This window comes from Bacillus sp. N447-1 (assembly GCF_022701035.1).
Taxonomy (GTDB): Bacteria; Bacillota; Bacilli; order Bacillales; family Bacillaceae_G; genus Bacillus_A; species Bacillus_A cereus.
The window spans coordinates 3,873,228-3,891,998 of record NZ_CP065509.1; the positions used below are offsets into that span (position 1 = coordinate 3,873,228).

Here is an 18,771-nt window from a genome sequence, read left to right on the forward strand (position 1 = left end):
CTTACTGCCCGTTAATGCGGGGTAAAGTGAGGATTTAAGATATGTCTATTAAAACAAGGTTTTTATTTTCTTATATTGCTGTTATCCTCGTTTCCATTACGCTTATATTAGTCGCGGGATTTTTAATCGTTTTTTCGATAACAGGTGACTTGGAAGCAGTGAAAAATTTCTATAAAAGTTCTTACATTCAAAAGCCGCTTACACCAGAAGAAGAGAATGCCTATCTTGAGTTGAAGTCAGCAGCTAAACAGCATCAATCTCAATTGTTAGATGAGTCGTTTGTCTCAGCAATAGAAAAAGAGGGTGTGAAAATAGTAGTAAGAAAAGGAGAAACACTTTCATATGCTTCAAACGTATTTGAAAGTGTATCTTTAAAAGAAGCCCTTCCGAAATTTGAATCAGCAAATATTAATAGTCGTGGTACAACGGAACTAGGCGATACATTTTATCGATATGTAAAGTTTGATTTTTATTTTCCTCAGGAAGAAGAGGGAAGTATATTTGTATTAAAAAAGCAAAGTTCATTTGTAGATCTTACACAAAAATTATTTCCAATCTTATTTGTATCTCTCTTACTACTAGCCATTTTACTCATTGGATTATTAAGTTACCTCGTTTCAAGAAGTGTAATAAAACCAATTTTTGTATTGAAAGGCGCAACGGAGAAAATTAAAGAAGGAAATTTAGATTTTCAAATACCAGTTACATCACACGATGAAATAGGGCAATTAAATCAAGGATTTGAGGAAATGAGGAAGAGATTAAAAGAATCGATAGAGATGCAAACACAGTATGAAGAAAATCGAAAAGAGCTTATTTCAAACATCTCTCATGATTTAAAAACACCGATTACATCAATTATCGGATATGTAGAAGGAATAAAGGACGGAGTAGCAAATACGCCAGAAAAAATGGATAAGTATTTAACAACTATCCATACGAAGGCAAAACATATGGACACACTCATTGATGAACTCTTTTTGTTTTCGAAGCTCGATTTGAATCGAGTTCCCTTTCAGTTTGAAACGGTTGAATTAAATATGTTTATGCAAGAGTTAATCGAAGAGATGCAAATGGATTTAAGTAAAGAAGGTATAGAAGTTAACTTGCAATTACATGCATCACCACTATATGTAACGGCTGATTGCGAAAAGATAAATAGAGTTATATCAAATTTAATTCATAATAGTGTGAAATACATGGATAAAGAAGAGAAGAAAATTACTGTAACAGTATCGAGTAATAATAATAAAGTTATTGTGAAAGTGATGGACAATGGATCAGGTATAGAATCTGATACGCTACCTTATATCTTTGAACGTTTTTATCGTGCAGAACAATCGCGGAATTCTAGCACAGGTGGAAGTGGACTTGGTTTAGCAATAGCGAAGCAAATTGTTGAAGAACATGGCGGGAAAATTTGGGCGGAAAGCGAGCTTGGTAAAGGCACAAGCATTTTCTTCTCATTGGAAAAAGTAGAGGAATGTGGTGAGTAAATTGAAAAGAATTTTACTAATAGAAGATGAAGTAAGTATTGCAGAATTACAGCGAGATTATTTAGAAATTAATGATTTCCAAGTTGATGTAGAGCATTCAGGAGAAATAGGTTTACAAACAGCCTTGCAAGAAGACTATGATTTAATTATTTTAGATATTATGCTTCCGAAAATGAACGGATTCGAAATTTGTAAACAAATACGTGCTGTAAAAGATATTCCGATTCTACTTGTTTCAGCAAAAAAAGAAGATATAGATAAAATTCGCGGACTCGGATTAGGAGCGGATGATTATATAACGAAGCCGTTTAGCCCGAGTGAATTAGTCGCAAGAGTAAAAGCACATATTTCTCGTTATGAAAGATTATCAGGAAATGTAAGTAAGCAATGTGATACGCTATACATCCACGGAATTTCTATCGATCAACGGGCGAGAAAAGTTTTTATAAACAATGAAGAAGTGGCATTTACAACGAAGGAATTTGATTTATTAACATTCTTTGTAACACATCCAAACCAAGTATTAAATAAAGAACAGTTATTTGAACGCATTTGGGGACTAGACTCAGCTGGTGATTTAGCTACTGTTGTTGTTCACATTAGAAAACTACGTGAAAAAATTGAAAGAGATCCTGCTCACCCGCAATATATTGAAACAGTGTGGGGAGCTGGTTATCGTTTTAATGTGTAATATACCTGCCGAGTAATTGGCAGGTTTTTTGTATGTTATTCGAATGAAAAGGAAGAAATAGGTAATTTGTGTTAAAATGTAAAGAGAAACAAAACCGAGGAGAGCATAGGGAGCGAGCTATATGTTGGGGGATATATTAAAAGATAATAAATCAAATAAGACTTTAAAGATTGGAACTAATATCGTACTTATCTTATTGATTATTGGTGCAATACAAATGTTTTATGATGAAGATTCTACGAATGATCATTTCGGTTGGTTCTTTTTTGCGATCTTTTGGGTAATTAAAAGCATTTCTAGCTCTAAGGTAAGTTTAAAAGATAGAGATAAAAAGTCGGTATTACTTGATGTGGGTTTAGTGGTTATTTCTTTTGTTTTTTTAGTTGTTTTTAGTGTGAAATATTTCTTTTTGTCAGTGTTTAGTTTTTATTGATAATAATGGTAATAACGATTTATAAAATGTTTGAGTAGTAGAAGTAAACTGAGCAGCTTCTTCTAAAAAAGGATAATGGTTGCTGTTTTCGAATGGAATGAAGATAGAATTACGTATCCCATCATGTATCTCGATAGAATATTGAATTGGGCACTGTACATCATATCTTCCGCATATAATAAGTGTCTTTGTTTGGATGGAAGGTAAATTCTCTCTTAAATCAAATGAAGGATATTCATTGGCGAAAGCATTCATCCGGCTAATGGACATTGTTTTATTGATTGGTTTACAAAAATAAGAGTTGTAGTTTTCTGGTTTATACAATGATAATTTTGTTCTCTTAGTAGATAGTTCTTTCCGTTCTTCATTTGTAAGGTGAGGGCTTTTTAAGTTTTCGATGAGTTTTTGCATATAATGAAACTGTGGATGTGCTGGGTGATAAATGCAGAATGGTGTTTCGGTATAGTTACTTGCTGCAGCTCCTGCTACGACTAATGATTGTAAGGAATGTGGATATGTAATTGCATATAAAAGTCCAAGCATACCACCTGTTGAATGGCCAGCGAAATGCCATGTTGGAAGTTGTAATGCTTCTCGTATGGCTTCCAAGTCGTGGATTGTTTCAATCATGCTTAATTCTTTTTCTGAATTGGCTTTTAACGAGTTACCAGCGTCTCGTAAATTAATGAGAAATACACGATGCGTAGCAGTAAAAACATCCGCAAAGTAATCACCAGTTTCATTAAATTGTGAATAGTGATGTGTAATACAAAGCGATTCGCCATCTCCTTTTGTAAAGAGTTCAAATGTACCACGTTTCGTGTGGATCATTTGTCGTTTCCACATAATATCACTACCTTTTCTCATAAAAGTTGGGACAGGCTGTTATGAAATGAAAATATATCGGCGCATTTCGAAATATATCAGCGATTATTAAAATATATCGACTTACCGACAGAAACCGACAATAAATAAAAGGAGGCTATTCAAAAACGAGCCTCCTTTTCGTTTAGTACAAAGATTTTGTCATATTATTCCGAATAATTTCAAGGGATTTCGCTACAGTTAATGCGTTTTTTTCTTCAATTTCTGGTTTACGGGGGATAGGTTTATACATGTTGTCTGGATCTTCCCATGTGAGGGGAAGTTCTGTTTCTGCTTGTCCTTTCCAAGCTTCAATCCATTCTGGAGGGAGATAACCTGAGATGTTTTGGATGTTGTTCATTTCGAGCCAAATGAGTGCCCAAGCTCTTGGAACGACGCGCCAGTGATCATAGCCACCGCCACCGACAGCGATCCAGCGACCGTCGCAATATTCATTTGCAATTTCACGAGCGAGCTTCGGTATTTCACGGTAAATATTCATTGTCGCACAAAGATGTGTAAGTGGGTCATAATAATGTGCGTCAGCACCATTTTGCGTTAAAATAATATCCGGTTTAAAGTACGCTGCAACTTCTTTTACAACAGTTCGATATGATTTTAAGAACGATTCATCTTCTGTAAAAGCATCGAGTGGAACGTTAAAAGAATAACTATAGCCATTACCTTGTCCGCGTTCATTTACAGCGCCAGTTCCGGGAAATAAATAGCGACCAGTTTCATGTAATGAAATTGTGCATACGTTAGGGTCATCATAAAACGACCACTGTACGCCATCACCGTGATGAGCATCTGTATCAATATATAAGACGCGTAAACCGTATTTCTTTTGAATATATTTCATTGCGATAGAACTGTCGTTATAAATACAAAAGCCAGATGCTTTGCCGCGAAAGCCGTGATGTAAGCCGCCGCCCAAATTAAGTGCGTGCTTTACTTTCCCAGAAAGAACAGCATCGACAGCTGTTAATGTACCACCAACGAGCAATGCGCTTGCTTCGTGCATATTTGGGAACATCGGTGTATCTTCTGTTCCGAGTCCATATGTCATTGCAATTGATTTTTCTAACTTTCCTTCTCCAGCACGTTTTACCGCATTTATGTACTCCTCTGTATGAACGTAGGCGATTTCTTCATCTGTAGCCGTCCGTGGTGAGATGATTTGAGAGGGAGAGATGAAACCGCCCTTTTGTAATAAATCATACGTAAGTGTGACGCGCAGTTGGTTAAAAGGATGATCAGGGCTAAATGAATAGCCCCGGAAGTCATCCGAATAAATAAACGCGCTACTCATGCCTGCATCCCCATGATGTTTGGCCATAATACGCGGTAGCCTTCTGCTTCAAGTGCATCAATCACTTTTAGAGGATTCATCGTTTGAATGCGGAAAACGAGTACTTTATCATTCTCATCTTTTGCTGGATAGACGAGAACGCTCACGATATTTATTTGTAAATCACTAAAAATAGCAACGACTTTTCCAAGAATACCAGGTTCGTTTTTTACTTGAATTTCAATTTGCGAACTTGGTTGATGTGCTCCTGTTAATTTTACTAACGTGTGTAATACTGTAGATTCAGAAATGATTCCAACTAACTTCCCGGCCTTTGTAACAGGAAGACAGCCAATTTTATTTTCAAAAAATAAAGTAGCAATTTCCTCAACGAAATCGAGAGGATGGCAAGTCATAACAGGATGTTTCATAATAAGTTCGAGCGGTTGCTGTAGCATATCGAGTGAAACTTGTTCATCTAGAATAGACGGACTTGCATCTCTTACATCCCGATCAGAAATAATGCCTACGACGTGATTATTTTGATCGACAATTGGAATGTGCCGAATGCCTTTCGTGCGTATCGTTCGGATTGCTGTTTCGATTGTATCGTTTGGATGTAATGTAACTACATTTTGATTCATAATTTCTTCTACAATCATTCCAGTTGCCCCCTTTATTAATACATAAAACGATTGTGAAAACGTAGACGATCAAAAGCTTGAATAGAATCCGTATCAACGCGTTTACCGATGCGGACCATTAAACAGTTGGCAGGATGTGAACAAATTTCAGGATCGTCTGTAGCCATCCATTGTAACCCGCCAGCATTCATCATCTTCTCCATTACTTTTCGGTATTCCCACACATTCAATCCTGTTTGTTTCAAATCCCAGTGCCAATAATATTCAGTCGTCAATATAATGTAATCTTCCATATAATCGTCCATCATAGAAACCTCTAGTAAGTTCTTTCCGACAGAACTCCCGCGGAAGGCTGGGACTACTTCAATTGCCCCAAGCTCAATTAAGTTTTCCATTTTTCCTTCTGACCATCGTTCAAGTGGATCAGGATACAAGTATGTAACATATCCAACAATTGTTTGGTCATGTCTAGCAATAATGAGACGAGCTTCTGGTAATTTAGAAATTTCGACAATTGCTTTATATTGTTGCTCGGCAGGACGAAACGCAATTAAGTCTGGATGAAACTCATACATTTCTAAGTTATGTGTAGAGACAGGACCTTCAATAATTAAAGTGCCTTTCGCTGTTTTTAAGTTTCTAGCATTATATATTTTTTTATGAATCAATGTATTGCTCACCACCTTGAGGGTTTGTGAATCTATTAATATCGTACTTTATAATATATGCGATGTGAATCGAAATTTGTCATTAAAAATTTGTCTAAAAATCAACAAATATACTGAAAATTTTAAATAATGTCATTATAATAGATAATAGAATACATAGGAGGGGGATGTAAAGTATGAAAGTAGAAACGCTTCCTGTCATTAAAGGAGAAAATAATTTGCCGAATTATGATGAGGCATACGCGAATTTTAACTGGGAAGAGGTTAATAAAAACTTTACTTGGAATGAAACAGGCCGAGTAAATATGGCGTATGAGGCAATTGATAAGCATGCGAAATCCGATCGAAAGAATAAAGTAGCTCTTTATTATCAAGATGGATCGCGAAAAGAGAAATATACATTTAAGGAAATGAAGGATTTTTCTAATAAAGCAGGAAACGTCCTTAAGAATTATGGCGATGTAGAAAAAGGCGATCGCGTTTTTATTTTTATGCCACGTTCTCCAGAGTTATATTTCGCACTTTTAGGTGCAGTGAAATTAGGAGCAATTGTTGGACCGCTATTTGAAGCATTTATGGAAGGCGCAGTTCGCGATCGCTTAGAAGATAGCGAAGCAAAGGTGTTAATTACAACGCCTGAATTATTAGAGCGCGTACCATTAAATGATTTACCGGCTTTAAAAACAGTTTTCCTTGTTGGAGATAATGTAGAAGAAGGCGGTAAAACGGTAGCGTTCAATCCGTTATTTGAACAAGCTTCAAAAGAATTACATATTGAATGGTTAGGCCGTGAAGACGGTTTGATTCTACATTACACGTCTGGTTCTACTGGTAAGCCAAAAGGTGTGCTTCATGCGCAAAACGCAATGGTTCAGCACTATCAAACGGCGAAGTGGGTATTAGATTTAAAAGAAGACGATGTATATTGGTGTACTGCTGACCCGGGCTGGGTAACTGGAACAGCTTACGGTATTTTCGCACCGTGGTTAGTTGGAGCGTCAAATGTTATTTTAGGTGGACGCTTTAGTCCAGAAGCTTGGTATGAAGCACTGCAAGATTACGGTGTGACGGTTTGGTACAGCGCACCAACAGCATTCCGTATGTTAATGGGAGCTGGACAAGACGCAATTAAAAAATATGACTTATCACAAGTTCGTCACGTATTAAGCGTTGGTGAGCCGTTAAATCCAGAAGTAATTCGCTGGGGTATGAATGCATTTGGACTTCGTATTCATGATACGTGGTGGATGACAGAAACAGGTGGACAAGTAATTTGTAACTACCCTTGTATGGAAATCCGTCCAGGTTCCATGGGTAAACCAATTCCAGGTGTGAAAGCAGCGATTGTTGATAATGAAGGAAATGAAGTGCCTCCTTACACAATGGGTAACTTAGCAATTGCGAAAGGTTGGCCATCTATGATGCGCGGGATCTGGAATAACCAGCAAAAATATGAATCTTATTTCATGCCGGGAGATTGGTACGTATCAGGTGACTCTGCTTATATGGATGAAGATGGATACTTCTGGTTCCAAGGACGTATTGACGATGTAATTATGACGTCAGGTGAGCGCGTTGGTCCGTTTGAAGTAGAAAGTAAATTAATCGAGCATGCTGCTGTTGCAGAAGCTGGTGTAATTGGTATTCCTGATCCGGTGCGCGGCGAAATTATTAAAGCATTTATCGCACTTCGAGCAGGATACGAACCATCTGATGAATTAAAAGAAGAAATTCGTCAATTTGTAAAGAAAGGCCTAGCAGCTCATGCAGCGCCACGACAAATTGAATTTAGAGATAAATTACCGAAAACGAGAAGTGGTAAAATTATGCGCCGCGTATTAAAAGCGTGGGAGCTGAATTTACCAACAGGTGACTTATCAACGATGGAAGATTAAGAGGGAAAGGTCTGAACGAAAAATGTTCAGGCCTTTCTTTTTTATGATATCATGAACTTGTATATATAAGTTAAAGGGGATAGTATGATGAAAACAGAAAAGGAAAAGATGATACTAGGAGAAATGTACATACCGGCTGATCCAGTTTTAGTACAAGAAAGAGAGCAAGCACGTATATTAACGAGAAAATTAAATGATACGCCAGAAGAGCAATTGAAAGAGCGTAGCGAAATCGTAAAAGAATTATTTGGAACGACAGGAGATAATATTCATCTTGAATCTTCTTTTAGATGTGATTACGGCTATAACATTCATGTCGGTGAAAATTTTTACGCGAACTTTGACTGTACGATTTTAGACGTATGCCCGGTAACAATCGGAGTGAACTGTATGTTAGCTCCAGGTGTTCACATTTATACAGCAACGCACCCGCTTGATCCAGTAGAGCGTATAAGCGGATCAGAATACGGAAAACCAGTTACAATTGGCGATAACGTATGGATTGGCGGAAGAGCAATTATTAATCCAGGTGTAACAATTGGAGACAATGCGGTAATCGCATCTGGTGCTGTCGTAACGAAAGATGTGCCTAATAATGTAGTAGTTGGCGGGAATCCTGCAAAGATTATAAAAAAACTAAAATAATATTTGAACGAAGTGCCTTCCTCGTCTGTATACATTTATAAAAGAATAGATGAGGGAGGCTTTTATATGTCTAATAAATTACTTCTTGCGACGTTGTAAAGGATTGACAAGAAGGGAAACCTGACCTCTATTTGACACGCCTATATAAATGATGGTATAAAGAAAAGTATATGAATAATTGAGCGTGGAAAGGGAGAAGTAGTGATCATTTCCCTGTTTTAGAGAGCTGATGGCCGGTGAAAATCAGCACATAGATGATCGCGAATTACGCCCCTAGAGCATCTTTTTTCGATTGAATTGTATTCAAAAGGGAAAAGACGGTGCTAAGCCGTTATGTAAATAAGGTGGTAGGCTTTTTTTTGCTTGCAACTAGGGTGGTAACGCGATAATCAAAATCGTCCCTTATTTGAAGGGGCGATTTTTTTATGTTTTCAACCTTCACGCCAGTAATGAACTTAAAGGAGAGTATGTAGGATATGGGTATTTTACAAGATCTTGAATTTCGCGGTCTAATTAATCAGCAAACAGATGCTGAGGGCCTTGAGCAATTATTAGAAAAAGAAAGCGTTAAATTATACTGTGGTTTTGACCCGACAGCGGATAGCTTACACATCGGTCATATGTTACCAGTATTAATGTTACGTCGTTTCCAATTAGCTGGTCACCAACCAATCGCACTTGTTGGCGGTGGTACTGGTATGATCGGTGACCCAAGTGGTAAAAAAGCAGAGCGTACATTAAATACGAAAGATACAGTTGCTTACTACACAGAAAGCATTAAAAACCAACTTTCAAACTTCTTAGAGTTCGAAAACGTGGACAACCCAGCAACAATGGCTAACAACTACGACTGGCTTGGTAACTTAGATGTCATTTCATTCTTACGCGATATCGGTAAAAACTTCGGTTTAAACTATATGTTAGCAAAAGATACAGTAGCATCTCGTTTAGAAACTGGTATTTCATTTACTGAGTTTAGTTATATGATTTTACAATCATACGACTTCCTAAACTTATACCAACACCATAAGTGCCGCCTACAAATCGGTGGTAGTGACCAATGGGGTAACATTACAGCTGGTCTTGAATTAATCCGTAAATCAGAAGAAGATGCGAAAGCATTCGGTTTAACAATTCCACTAGTTACTAAATCTGACGGTACGAAGTTTGGTAAAACAGAAGGCGGCGCAATTTGGTTAGACCCAGAGAAAACAACTCCTTACGAGTTCTACCAATTCTGGATTAACACAGATGACCGCGACGTTGTTAAATACTTAAAATACTTCACATTCTTATCTCATGAAGAAATTCTTGAGCTTGAAAAACAAGTAGCTGAAGCGCCAGAAAAACGTGCAGCACAAAAGGCATTAGGTTCTGAAATGACAAAACTTGTTCACGGCGAAGAAGCATTAGAGCAAGCGATTAAAATTTCAGCTGCATTATTCAGCGGTTCTGTAGCAGAACTAACTGCAAGCGAAATCGAGCAAGGATTCAAAGACGTACCATCTGTAGAACGTACTGCAGAAGATACAGTATTAATCGACTTACTTGTAGAAAGCAAAATCTCTCCATCAAAACGTCAAGCACGTGAAGATGTAACGAACGGCGCAATCTACGTAAACGGTGAGCGTACACAAGCGTTAGACTACGTTGTAACAGAAAACGACCGCATCGAAGGTAAATTCACAATCATTCGCCGCGGTAAGAAGAAATATTTCTTAATTCGTTACTAATCCGAAACGAATATAAACAAATAGTACCCCGAATTGTAGGCTGAAAAGTTTATGATTCGGGGTTTTTATGTATGGATTTAAAACGCCACATCTTTTCTTTTGAATAGAATATAAAGAATTAATATGAGCATATAAAGTAAACTCACTAGCATAACGATAAATGCTGTTGGATAAAATTTTGCTGCATATATAAAGAAGTCGATTTGATAAATATCTTCGTAATTTGAAACGGTACCTTTAAAGTAATTCGTAAATTTAGCGCTATATTTCCATTCATCAGGATCATCTATTAAATTACTTCCCTGATACCAATTAATAAGTGCGGAAGTAATAAATAGCATAAATGAACTTCCGAGTTGAACCATTTGATTTATTGTCAAAAAGAATCCACCTCCCATTTTATGGTTATTATAGCGTGCATTCATATGCTTGTAACCATTTTGTTGTAATCTCCTTTTCGAGTTCATACGGAAATCACATGTAAGCGGTATGATAAATATATAACAACTAGAAAGGAGTGGTAAAACAAAATGTCACTAGAAGCGCTCATTATTTTTTCTTTGCTAAATGCGGGTCAGCTTGCAGAGAATTCGAAGGTGGATGTACATAAAGAGCAGAAAGATGCTTATGTATATGTTCAGAAAGAGGAAAATAAATAATTTTATTTTATATATAAACGAAAAAAGCCAATCCACAGGATTGGCTTTTTGTCATTAACGAGAGTAGAACTCTACGATTAATGCTTCGTTGATTTCAGCTGGTAACTCAGCACGCTCAGCGTGACGAGTGTAAGTAGCTTCTAATTTGTCAGCATCGAAAGTTAAGTATTCTGGTACGAAGTTGTTAACTTCGATCGCTTCTTTAACAACAACAAGGTTGTTAGATTTTTCGCGAACGCTGATAGTTTGACCAGGTTTTACACGGTAAGATGGGATATCTACGCGAGCGCCATCAACCATGATGTGACCGTGGTTTACTAATTGGCGAGCTGCACGACGAGTGCGAGCTAAGCCCATACGGTAAACTAAGTTGTCAAGACGAGCTTCAAGAAGGATCATGAAGTTTTCGCCGTGCTTACCAGGCATTTTACCTGCTTGGTCAAATGTGCGACGGAATTGACGCTCAGTCATGCCGTACATGTGACGAAGTTTTTGTTTCTCTTGTAATTGTAAACCGTATTCTGAAAGTTTCTTACGTTGGTTAGGACCGTGAGGACCTGGTGCGTAAGGGCGTTTTTCTAATTCTTTTCCTGTGCCGCTTAGAGAGATTCCAAGACGACGAGACAGTTTCCAAGCTGGACCTGTATAACGAGCCATAGTTGACTCCTCCTTTAAAAATGTTTTTATTTACGTAAAATAAAAACAGACGTAATCGATATTTACGGGCATTTTGTTTTCATGTACCTTCGCTCCAGCAGCAGGGAGTTACGAGATACACCTCCGTAGAGGAACAAAATACAAACGATAAACTCACATTACAAGGCTGCCTTTTTATTTTACACAAACGCTATTATATCTTTTACCCAGAGTTTCGTCAAGCGAGTACGTTTTTGTTTTATGCATAAAAATTTTGGAAATTAATATAAGAAGGAATTTAAAACAATATAGAAGAAGAGATAGAAACACAAATAAAACGCTTACATAAAATGAAGGAAAACGTTCATCAAATTTTTATGGATGAATATGCGGCAATAAAAACATAAGGGGGATGTTTTTATGAAAAAGAAGCATATGGAGACAGCGTTAATTCATCACGGTTATACACCTGAGGAACATAAAGGAAGTTTAACACCACCTTTATTTCAAACTTCTACATTTACATTTGAGACTGCGCAGCAAGGAGAGGCGAGTTTTGCGGGAGTGGATCCATCTTATATTTACTCACGGCTTGGAAATCCAACTGTGAAATTATTTGAAGAACGTATGGCGGTGTTAGAAGGAGGAGAAGAGGCACTTGCCTTCGGATCTGGTATGGCAGCTATTTCAGCGACTTTAATCGGTTTTTTAAAGGCTGGAGATCATATTATTTGTTCAAATGGATTATACGGATGCACGTACGGTTTTTTAGAAGTGTTAGAAGAAAAATTTATGATTACGCATTCGTTTTGTGATATGGAGACAGAGGTTGATATTGAAAATAAAATTCGCCCAAATACAAAGCTTATTTTCGTTGAAACACCAATTAATCCGACAATGAAATTAATTGATTTAAAACAAGTGATTCGGGTTGCGAAGCGAAAAGGTTTACTTGTTATTGTTGATAATACATTTTGTTCACCTTATTTACAAAGACCGCTTGAGCTTGGCTGTGATGCTGTTGTGCATAGTGCGACAAAATATATTGGTGGTCATGGCGACGTTGTGGCGGGTGTAACGATTTGTAAAACGAAAGCATTAGCTGAAAAGATTCGCCCGATGCGAAAGGATATCGGCGGTATTATGGCACCGTTTGATGCATGGTTATTATTACGCGGGTTAAAGACGTTAGCAGTAAGAATGGATCGTCATTGTGATAATGCAGAAAAAATTGTATCGTTCTTAAGAAAACATGATGCGGTAGAAGATGTTTGGTATCCAGAAGGAGAGTTAGCATCTCGTCAAATGAAACGCGGGGGCGGTGTTATTTCTTTTTCAGTAAAAGGCGGAAAAGAAGAGACGCAAGCGCTTATTAATGATCTTCACTTTATTACAATTGCGGTGAGTTTAGGAGATACAGAAACGTTAATTCAGCATCCAGCAACGATGACGCACGCTGCGATTCCAGCTGAACTAAGAAAAGAAATGGGCATTTTCGATAATTTAATACGCTTATCAGTCGGTTTAGAATCGTGGGAGGATATCGTTTCTGATTTAGAGCAGGCATTAAAGAAAATATCTACTGTAAATCAATGAAAAAAGAGTGAGCTATCGGTTTTGTACAGGGCGTACTAAATCGATAACTCGCTCTTTTCTTTTTACATATGTTTTAGGAGTGTTTCCACAAACTTTTCTAAATAGCGCTGATCTACTTCATCAAAACGATTCTTTTCAGGACTATCAATGTCAAGTACACCAATGACAGCTCCTTCTTTCACAATCGGTACAACGATTTCTGAATTAGAAGCACTATCGCAAGCGATGTGACCTGGGAATTGGTGAACGTCTGCTACAAGCTGTGTTGTTTTCGTTTCAGCTGCTACGCCGCAAACGCCTCGTCCAAATGGAATGCGTACGCAAGCAGGCATTCCTTGGAACGGTCCAAGGACAAGCTGATTTCCTTCTGTTACGTAAAAGCCAACCCAATTAACGCGATCTAAAAATTGGTTTAATAATGCGGACGCATTTGATAAGTTTGCGACTACGTTTGATTCGCCAGTTAATAACGCATCCAGTTGTTTAATTACTGTCTCATATTGCTGCACGCGAGATCCTGCATAACTTTCTTTAGTAAACATGGAAACAGCTCCTTTTTTATCGAGATGTGTAAAATATTAGCAAAATACGATGTATTTCACATGACTTTGTCGATAGAAAATTAAAGGAATTTGTCTTAAAAGTCAAGAAATTTAAACTATAGCTGTTCAGTGAGGGGAAGTGAGCGCATGAAGCAGACGAAACAAAAAGTAATTGATGCGGCAATATCGTTGTTTAATACGAAAGGTTATGATGGAACGTCGGTGCGAGACATTGCAAAGCGAGCGGATGTGAATGTAGCGAATATTTCATATTATTTTGCTGGGAAGCAAGGTTTATTAGAACAGCTTATTACTGATTTTTTAGAAGGATATATTCATGTGATTGAAATGTCGTTTGAACAGAGAGAGTATTTGTCGGCTAAAGATGTAATGGTGCAAATGGTGCGCGGGATTTTACGATATCAATTTGAAAATAGAGAACTAACACGTTTCTTCTACCGAGAGCTTTCGCTTGATACGACATTAATTCGTGAAGTGATGACCGTTTATTTTTCTAAAGAAAGATATTATATAGAACAAATGATTAGACAAGGACAAATGAAACAAGAATTTCAGAAAGTATCATTTACAATGTTTATGACGCAATTAAAAGGTATGATAAGTATGCCGTTTTTATATCCACAATATATATCAGAAGTACTCCATTCTTTCCCGTCTGAGACATTTTTCATAGAAATGTATACGAAAGAGATTGAGCAATGGATGGAACAAGCATTATGTAAAGCGAATATGTACCATGAATGGCCAAGAGCTGTTCATATGTGAAGAATCCCCACCTAACGAACTGAGGTGGGGATTTTTATGTTTACTTTTCTTTGCCATAAATTGTTACATAATAGCGCGATAATTGTTAATGCAGCCCCAGCGATTTCAATTTTATCGACTGTATAACCTCGAAAGATAGAACCAATGAGTGCAAGGATAGGAACTAAATTCATAAATAATATGCCGTTAATAGATGAAATATAGCGATTTCCCATATTCCAGCAAAATACAGCGATAACGCCTGCGATAATCGACATATAAAAGAGCTCAGAACGAACGCTCACAACTGTACGCAGTGACGGCATAGTAACTATATTTGTGTACGTTAAGAAAGTAACAATAACGATGAGTGAAATGGAGCCAAATAAACAAGTTAATGTCGTGTACCTAAGTGGTGACCAAGATTGAAAACGAGCACCCCCGTTTGTATAAATGACCCAGCAAGTAACGCCGCATAGCATCAATATATTTGTTGATAAGTGGCTTGCAGCTCCAAATAGTAATTCAATATTTCCTTTTGAAATGACAAGCATAACGCCAAGTAATGCAACGAACATACAAAGGAATGTATAGTTTTGTGGGCGGCGATTTTGGGTTATCCATTGCAGTGATAAGGCAATCAGTGGCATAAGGGATTGAATCATAGCTGCATGGATTGCTCCGGAAGGTCCGGCAAGTTGCTGTCCGTAGAAAACGAGAAAACCATACCCCGCGAAACCGACTGTCCCGTAAAAGAATAGAGAAAGTGTTCTTTTTTCTAAGCGGAGTGAAGTCTTTCCTTCAGTAATTAATAGCAAAATAAGAAAAATAATAGCTGCTGATCCATAGCGAATCGTTGTGAAGAAGAATGGATCGATAAATTGCAGAGCATTTGCCATTACAGGAAACATAAATCCCCAGGCAGTGACAGCGAGTAAGCATAGAAAGGATCCGAGTAGCATTTGTTTTTTGTTCAAGAGTATCTTTCCCCTTTACATTTCGTTATAGTAAGTTGATGAAATAAGTATAAAGAGTAATTGTTTATAGGAGGAAATATCGATTTCTTATAACGGTTATAACTTTTTGTTAGAGGTGTGTACGATGGATTTGGAGGCAGTACGATCGTTTATTGAAGTGAAGCATACGCGAAGTTTATCAAAGGCAAGTAAGATTTTACATATATCGCAACCAGCGCTTAGTAAACAAATTCAAAAGTTAGAAGCGGATTTAGAGGTTACGTTACTTAAACGTTCTGCGCAAGGAGTAGAGTTAACGGAGGCAGGAGAGTTATTTATAAAAAGAATGTTACCGATTTTGGAGCAAATAAATGAAGTGAAAACAGAAATGAGGGGGTATCAAGAGAACCGGAAGTTTTCAATTGGTATACTACCGAGTTTAGCGGAGCATTACATATCAGAATGTAAAAATATATTAGGTGATGAGTTCGAAGTGGAATGGCAAATCGGGCATACGGAAGTATTAAGAGATTTATTTAAAGCGCGGGAGATTGACGCGATGTTCATCGATTCAGTAGTAGAAGGTGCTACGTATATAAAAGAAGTGCAACAAGAGAAAATTGTTTGTGCCGTTTCAAATAATCATCCGTACAAAGAGAAGATAGTCATTCAAATAGAAGAGCTGCACAATGAAAAATTAATTGTATATCCAGAAATATGTGATGTAAGGAAAATGATTATGAACATGTTTCATGAAATAGGTGTAAAACCAACTATAGCTGTGGAAACATCTTACGCAGAACCGATGCTTGCAATGGTAAAAGCTGGCCTTGGTATCACGTTACTTCCAGAAAGGGCAGTAGAGCAGTCTGTAAGGCAAGGAAATGTACATGTAATTTCTGTTGAACCACCACTCATGCGGAAAATTTATTTCGTATCCCATACGAAAGATTGTTTGTTATTACAATCATTTGAGGATAGGGAGTGAGGTAGGCGGAATATTGAGAAAGATTACAATCACATTGAAAGAAACATGAAATTTTAAAAAAAACTAGGTCAAAAACAAACCATTACATGGTATGATTAGTACATTGTTAGTTGTTAAATATAGGGGAATTCCCTTTTTATACATAATGCCTTCCATTTCATAAACGGAACGGACAAAAAAAGAGATATAACTAGGAGGCTTTTTTGCATGGATTCTATCCTGACGATCGTTATCATTGTAGTAAGCTCTATTCTAGTGCTGCTCATGATAGAGCTTGTGATAAGAAATCGTTCATATAAAGATATTGAAGCACTGGAGCAGTGGAAACAAGAGATAAAAGATAAACCTGTGGCAGATGAACTAAAACGGGTAAAAGATTTAAACATGACGGGTCAAACAGAAGAACTGTTTGGTAAATGGCGTGAAGAATGGGATGAAATTGTATCAACAACCCTTCCGAAAGCTGACAAAGATTTAACGCAAGCGCGAAAATTCGCCTCGCAATTCTCCTTCCGAAAAGCAAAGCATGCGATGAACGAATCCATAAGTGGTTTAGATGACGCTGATAATCGTATTACTGACATTTTAAATGAATTACAGCAATTGTTAGAAAGCCATGAGAAAAATAGCTCGGAAATTGAAGGGTTACGTGATACATATCGTAGTATGAAAAAGAGTGTTCTTGCTCATAGACATATGTATGGAGCAGCAGAGCAGAAAATCGAAGAGATGCTAGACGCTGAATCTGAGAAATTTAAAACCTTTGAAGAAGCAACAAACAATGGCGACTATTTAAAAGCGAGAGAAATTGTTATTAGTTTGGAAGAAGGTTTAGCAGATTTAGAAATCATTATTCACCAAATTCCAGATTTATTGGTAGAGTGTCAAGCGACGTTACCAGTTCAGCTGGAAGATTTATTACACGGACATAATGATATGGTAAGACAAGGTTATGTATTAGATTATTTGGAAGTCCCTAAAGAAGTTCGCGATATGACGAAACAACTACAAACATGTTTAATGGATATACAGGAGCTTCATATAACAGAAGCGGCTGAAAAAGTAGAAAATTTAAAAACACGTTTAGATGGCTTCTACGATCAATTGGAACAAGAAGTACATGCGAGACATTATGTGGAGCAAAAAACACTTTCTGTTTACGATGACTTAGAAGAAATGCGTATCGAAACGATTGAAACGAAAACAGAAACACAACTTGTGAAACAAAGCTATCAGTTACAAGATAAAGACATTGAGTCTCAAAAAGTAATTGAAAAGCAAATGCACATTTTAACGAAACGTTTTGAAATGCTACAATTACGCGTTGCAGAACAAGATATTGCCTTCTCTATTATTCGTGAGGAACTAGAAGAGGTTTATGAGCAATGTGAAACGTTAAAAGTACTTCATGCAGAATATAAAGAAATGTTGCAAGCGATGCGCAAAGAAGAATTTGAAGCACGTGAGAAGTTACAAGAAATGCGAAATACTATTTTCGAAACGAAACGCTTTATGCAAAAGTCGAATTTGCCAGGTCTTCCAGAGAGTATTATGGAAGATTTAAAAAGAGGGCAAATGGCAATGCAAGCTGTATATGAACAATTAGAAGTGAAGCCGTTAAATATGAACGCTGTAAATAGCAGTTTAGAAGAAGCATACACAACTGTGAACGGTGTGGCTGAAATGACAGAAGAGTTAATTGGACAAGCATATTTAGTGGAAAAATTAATTCAGTACGGTAACCGTTACCGTAGTCATGATGAAAACCTAGCAGAAAGTTTAAATTATGCTGAGAAATTATTCCGTGAATATCAATATGATGCAGCTTTAGAACAAGCGGCTTCAGTATTAGAGCAACTTGAACCTGGCGTTGTTCAAAAAATAGCTGAATATGTAGACAATGAACAAACCCTTTCATAAAAGGGTTTGTTTTTTTGTGTAATTTTGCAGACGATGTTGCTATAATGAATAGCGGAATACAGCAAGGTTATTCGTTTCAAAATAAAGTGAAACTGTAATCAGTAGGAGGATTCATCCCTATTGATTACTAGCCTTCACCAATCGGGCATTTACGGACAGCCCGACTCCTACCTAACTTCTTTGCTCTAACTGGATTTTGAGGTGAGAGTCTTATTGCCCGTTCATGCGGGATAAAGTGAAACTGTAATAGGAGGGCATCCTCGACAATTATTAGCCTTCACCAATCGAGATAAAACGGAACCTTTGCGTAGTCTTAGCGTAATGACACGTATTTATGATATGATTATAC

The 18,771-nt window shown here is 37.2% G+C and carries 19 protein-coding genes and 1 other annotated feature; of the genes, 11 read left to right on the top strand and 8 right to left on the bottom strand.

Annotated elements, in window-relative coordinates; genetic code table 11:
- Positions 1-41: 41 nt before the first annotated feature.
- From IQ781_RS19650 to IQ781_RS19660, 3 genes are all read left to right on the top strand, one after another.
- Positions 42-1,496, top strand: coding sequence for a sensor histidine kinase (locus IQ781_RS19650; RefSeq protein WP_000023870.1), 1,455 nt, complete (start codon positions 42-44; stop codon positions 1,494-1,496).
- Position 1,497: 1 nt separating this feature from the next.
- Positions 1,498-2,187, top strand: a complete 690-nt coding sequence (locus tag IQ781_RS19655; RefSeq protein ID WP_139846865.1) for a response regulator transcription factor — start codon at positions 1,498-1,500, stop codon at positions 2,185-2,187.
- A gap of 121 nt (positions 2,188-2,308) precedes the next feature.
- Positions 2,309-2,620, top strand: coding sequence for a hypothetical protein (locus IQ781_RS19660; RefSeq protein WP_050228992.1), 312 nt, complete (start codon positions 2,309-2,311; stop codon positions 2,618-2,620).
- Here the strand turns inward: IQ781_RS19660 and IQ781_RS19665 are convergent.
- The 4 genes from IQ781_RS19665 to acuA form a co-directional block, all read right to left on the bottom strand.
- Positions 2,600-3,487 (bottom strand): alpha/beta fold hydrolase, encoded by an 888-nt coding sequence (locus IQ781_RS19665; RefSeq protein ID WP_002041890.1) that lies wholly within the window; start codon positions 3,485-3,487, stop codon positions 2,600-2,602. The two genes, IQ781_RS19660 and IQ781_RS19665, sit on opposite strands and share 21 nt — an antisense overlap.
- A gap of 142 nt (positions 3,488-3,629) precedes the next feature.
- Complete coding sequence (gene acuC / locus IQ781_RS19670; RefSeq protein WP_000092832.1) at positions 3,630-4,796, bottom strand: acetoin utilization protein AcuC; 1,167 nt, start codon at positions 4,794-4,796, stop codon at positions 3,630-3,632.
- Complete coding sequence (locus IQ781_RS19675) at positions 4,793-5,437, bottom strand: acetoin utilization AcuB family protein (RefSeq protein WP_000634583.1); 645 nt, start codon at positions 5,435-5,437, stop codon at positions 4,793-4,795. The genes acuC and IQ781_RS19675 overlap by 4 nt, the downstream gene beginning before the upstream one ends.
- Positions 5,438-5,454: 17 nt before the next feature.
- Positions 5,455-6,087 (bottom strand): acetoin utilization protein acetyltransferase AcuA, encoded by a 633-nt coding sequence (gene acuA, locus IQ781_RS19680; RefSeq protein WP_000581388.1) that lies wholly within the window; start codon positions 6,085-6,087, stop codon positions 5,455-5,457.
- A 176-nt stretch (positions 6,088-6,263) separates the two neighbouring features.
- Between acuA and acsA the strand changes: the two genes are divergently transcribed.
- The 3 genes from acsA (at position 6,264) to tyrS (ending at position 10,360) form a co-directional block, all read left to right on the top strand.
- Entirely contained in the window at positions 6,264-7,982 is a 1,719-nt protein-coding gene (acsA, locus tag IQ781_RS19685; RefSeq protein WP_000862049.1) for an acetate--CoA ligase, read from the top strand.
- Positions 7,983-8,066: 84 nt separating this feature from the next.
- Positions 8,067-8,627, top strand: coding sequence for a maltose acetyltransferase domain-containing protein (locus tag IQ781_RS19690; RefSeq protein WP_002026426.1), 561 nt, complete (start codon positions 8,067-8,069; stop codon positions 8,625-8,627).
- 176 nt (positions 8,628-8,803) lie between these two features.
- Positions 8,804-9,033, top strand: a binding site (T-box leader).
- Between the two features lie 70 nt (positions 9,034-9,103).
- On the top strand, positions 9,104-10,360 hold the full coding sequence (tyrS, locus tag IQ781_RS19695; RefSeq protein ID WP_000512076.1) for a tyrosine--tRNA ligase: 1,257 nt from the start codon (positions 9,104-9,106) through the stop codon (positions 10,358-10,360).
- A gap of 77 nt (positions 10,361-10,437) precedes the next feature.
- Here the strand turns inward: tyrS and IQ781_RS19700 are convergent, their stop codons facing one another.
- Positions 10,438-10,785, bottom strand: a complete 348-nt coding sequence (locus IQ781_RS19700; protein WP_000994182.1) for a YjdJ family protein — start codon at positions 10,783-10,785, stop codon at positions 10,438-10,440.
- Positions 10,786-10,890: 105 nt separating this feature from the next.
- Here IQ781_RS19700 and IQ781_RS19705 point away from each other — a divergent pair, with 105 nt between their 5' ends.
- Positions 10,891-11,019 (top strand): hypothetical protein, encoded by a 129-nt coding sequence (locus IQ781_RS19705; RefSeq protein ID WP_000050944.1) that lies wholly within the window; start codon positions 10,891-10,893, stop codon positions 11,017-11,019.
- A gap of 54 nt (positions 11,020-11,073) precedes the next feature.
- On the opposite strand, the gene rpsD is transcribed toward IQ781_RS19705, so the two are convergent.
- On the bottom strand, positions 11,074-11,676 hold the full coding sequence (gene rpsD, locus IQ781_RS19710; RefSeq protein ID WP_000135311.1) for a 30S ribosomal protein S4: 603 nt from the start codon (positions 11,674-11,676) through the stop codon (positions 11,074-11,076).
- Positions 11,677-12,075: 399 nt separating this feature from the next.
- Here rpsD and megL point away from each other — a divergent pair, with 399 nt between their 5' ends.
- Complete coding sequence (gene megL, locus IQ781_RS19715; protein WP_016123449.1) at positions 12,076-13,251, top strand: methionine gamma-lyase; 1,176 nt, start codon at positions 12,076-12,078, stop codon at positions 13,249-13,251.
- A 62-nt stretch (positions 13,252-13,313) separates the two neighbouring features.
- Here the strand turns inward: megL and IQ781_RS19720 are convergent, their stop codons facing one another.
- A complete protein-coding gene (locus tag IQ781_RS19720; protein WP_000494340.1) occupies positions 13,314-13,793 on the bottom strand; it encodes a GAF domain-containing protein in 480 nt (159 codons plus the stop codon).
- A gap of 147 nt (positions 13,794-13,940) precedes the next feature.
- Here IQ781_RS19720 and refZ point away from each other — a divergent pair, with 147 nt between their 5' ends.
- Positions 13,941-14,579, top strand: coding sequence for a forespore capture DNA-binding protein RefZ (refZ, locus tag IQ781_RS19725; RefSeq protein WP_000814923.1), 639 nt, complete (start codon positions 13,941-13,943; stop codon positions 14,577-14,579).
- An 11-nt stretch (positions 14,580-14,590) separates the two neighbouring features.
- On the opposite strand, the gene IQ781_RS19730 is transcribed toward refZ, so the two are convergent.
- On the bottom strand, positions 14,591-15,535 hold the full coding sequence (locus tag IQ781_RS19730) for a DMT family transporter (protein WP_139846845.1): 945 nt from the start codon (positions 15,533-15,535) through the stop codon (positions 14,591-14,593).
- Positions 15,536-15,659: 124 nt separating this feature from the next.
- On the opposite strand from IQ781_RS19730, the gene IQ781_RS19735 reads away from it, so the two are divergent.
- Positions 15,660-16,502 (top strand): LysR family transcriptional regulator, encoded by an 843-nt coding sequence (locus tag IQ781_RS19735; protein ID WP_071740844.1) that lies wholly within the window; start codon positions 15,660-15,662, stop codon positions 16,500-16,502.
- Positions 16,503-16,709: 207 nt separating this feature from the next.
- On the top strand, positions 16,710-18,422 hold the full coding sequence (ezrA, locus tag IQ781_RS19740) for a septation ring formation regulator EzrA (protein WP_139846847.1): 1,713 nt from the start codon (positions 16,710-16,712) through the stop codon (positions 18,420-18,422).
- Positions 18,423-18,771: the final 349 nt, after the last annotated feature.

Excerpts from the sequence above, each read along its gene's own strand:
- refZ (WP_000814923.1), top strand. The coding sequence starts at position 13,941 with ATGAAGCAGACGAAACAAAAAGTAATTGATGCGGCAATATCGTTGTTT.
- IQ781_RS19650 (WP_000023870.1), top strand. The coding sequence starts at position 42 with ATGTCTATTAAAACAAGGTTTTTATTTTCTTATATTGCTGTTATCCTC.
- IQ781_RS19705 (WP_000050944.1), top strand. The coding sequence starts at position 10,891 with ATGTCACTAGAAGCGCTCATTATTTTTTCTTTGCTAAATGCGGGTCAG.
- IQ781_RS19720 (WP_000494340.1), bottom strand. The coding sequence starts at position 13,793 with ATGTTTACTAAAGAAAGTTATGCAGGATCTCGCGTGCAGCAATATGAG.
- acuC (WP_000092832.1), bottom strand. The coding sequence starts at position 4,796 with ATGAGTAGCGCGTTTATTTATTCGGATGACTTCCGGGGCTATTCATTT.
- IQ781_RS19665 (WP_002041890.1), bottom strand. The coding sequence starts at position 3,487 with ATGAGAAAAGGTAGTGATATTATGTGGAAACGACAAATGATCCACACG.
- IQ781_RS19675 (WP_000634583.1), bottom strand. The coding sequence starts at position 5,437 with ATGATTGTAGAAGAAATTATGAATCAAAATGTAGTTACATTACATCCA.
- IQ781_RS19660 (WP_050228992.1), top strand. The coding sequence starts at position 2,309 with ATGTTGGGGGATATATTAAAAGATAATAAATCAAATAAGACTTTAAAG.
- ezrA (WP_139846847.1), top strand. The coding sequence starts at position 16,710 with ATGGATTCTATCCTGACGATCGTTATCATTGTAGTAAGCTCTATTCTA.
- rpsD (WP_000135311.1), bottom strand. The coding sequence starts at position 11,676 with ATGGCTCGTTATACAGGTCCAGCTTGGAAACTGTCTCGTCGTCTTGGA.
- IQ781_RS19735 (WP_071740844.1), top strand. The coding sequence starts at position 15,660 with ATGGATTTGGAGGCAGTACGATCGTTTATTGAAGTGAAGCATACGCGA.
- acsA (WP_000862049.1), top strand. The coding sequence starts at position 6,264 with ATGAAAGTAGAAACGCTTCCTGTCATTAAAGGAGAAAATAATTTGCCG.
- IQ781_RS19690 (WP_002026426.1), top strand. The coding sequence starts at position 8,067 with ATGATGAAAACAGAAAAGGAAAAGATGATACTAGGAGAAATGTACATA.
- megL (WP_016123449.1), top strand. The coding sequence starts at position 12,076 with ATGAAAAAGAAGCATATGGAGACAGCGTTAATTCATCACGGTTATACA.
- IQ781_RS19700 (WP_000994182.1), bottom strand. The coding sequence starts at position 10,785 with ATGAATGCACGCTATAATAACCATAAAATGGGAGGTGGATTCTTTTTG.
- tyrS (WP_000512076.1), top strand. The coding sequence starts at position 9,104 with ATGGGTATTTTACAAGATCTTGAATTTCGCGGTCTAATTAATCAGCAA.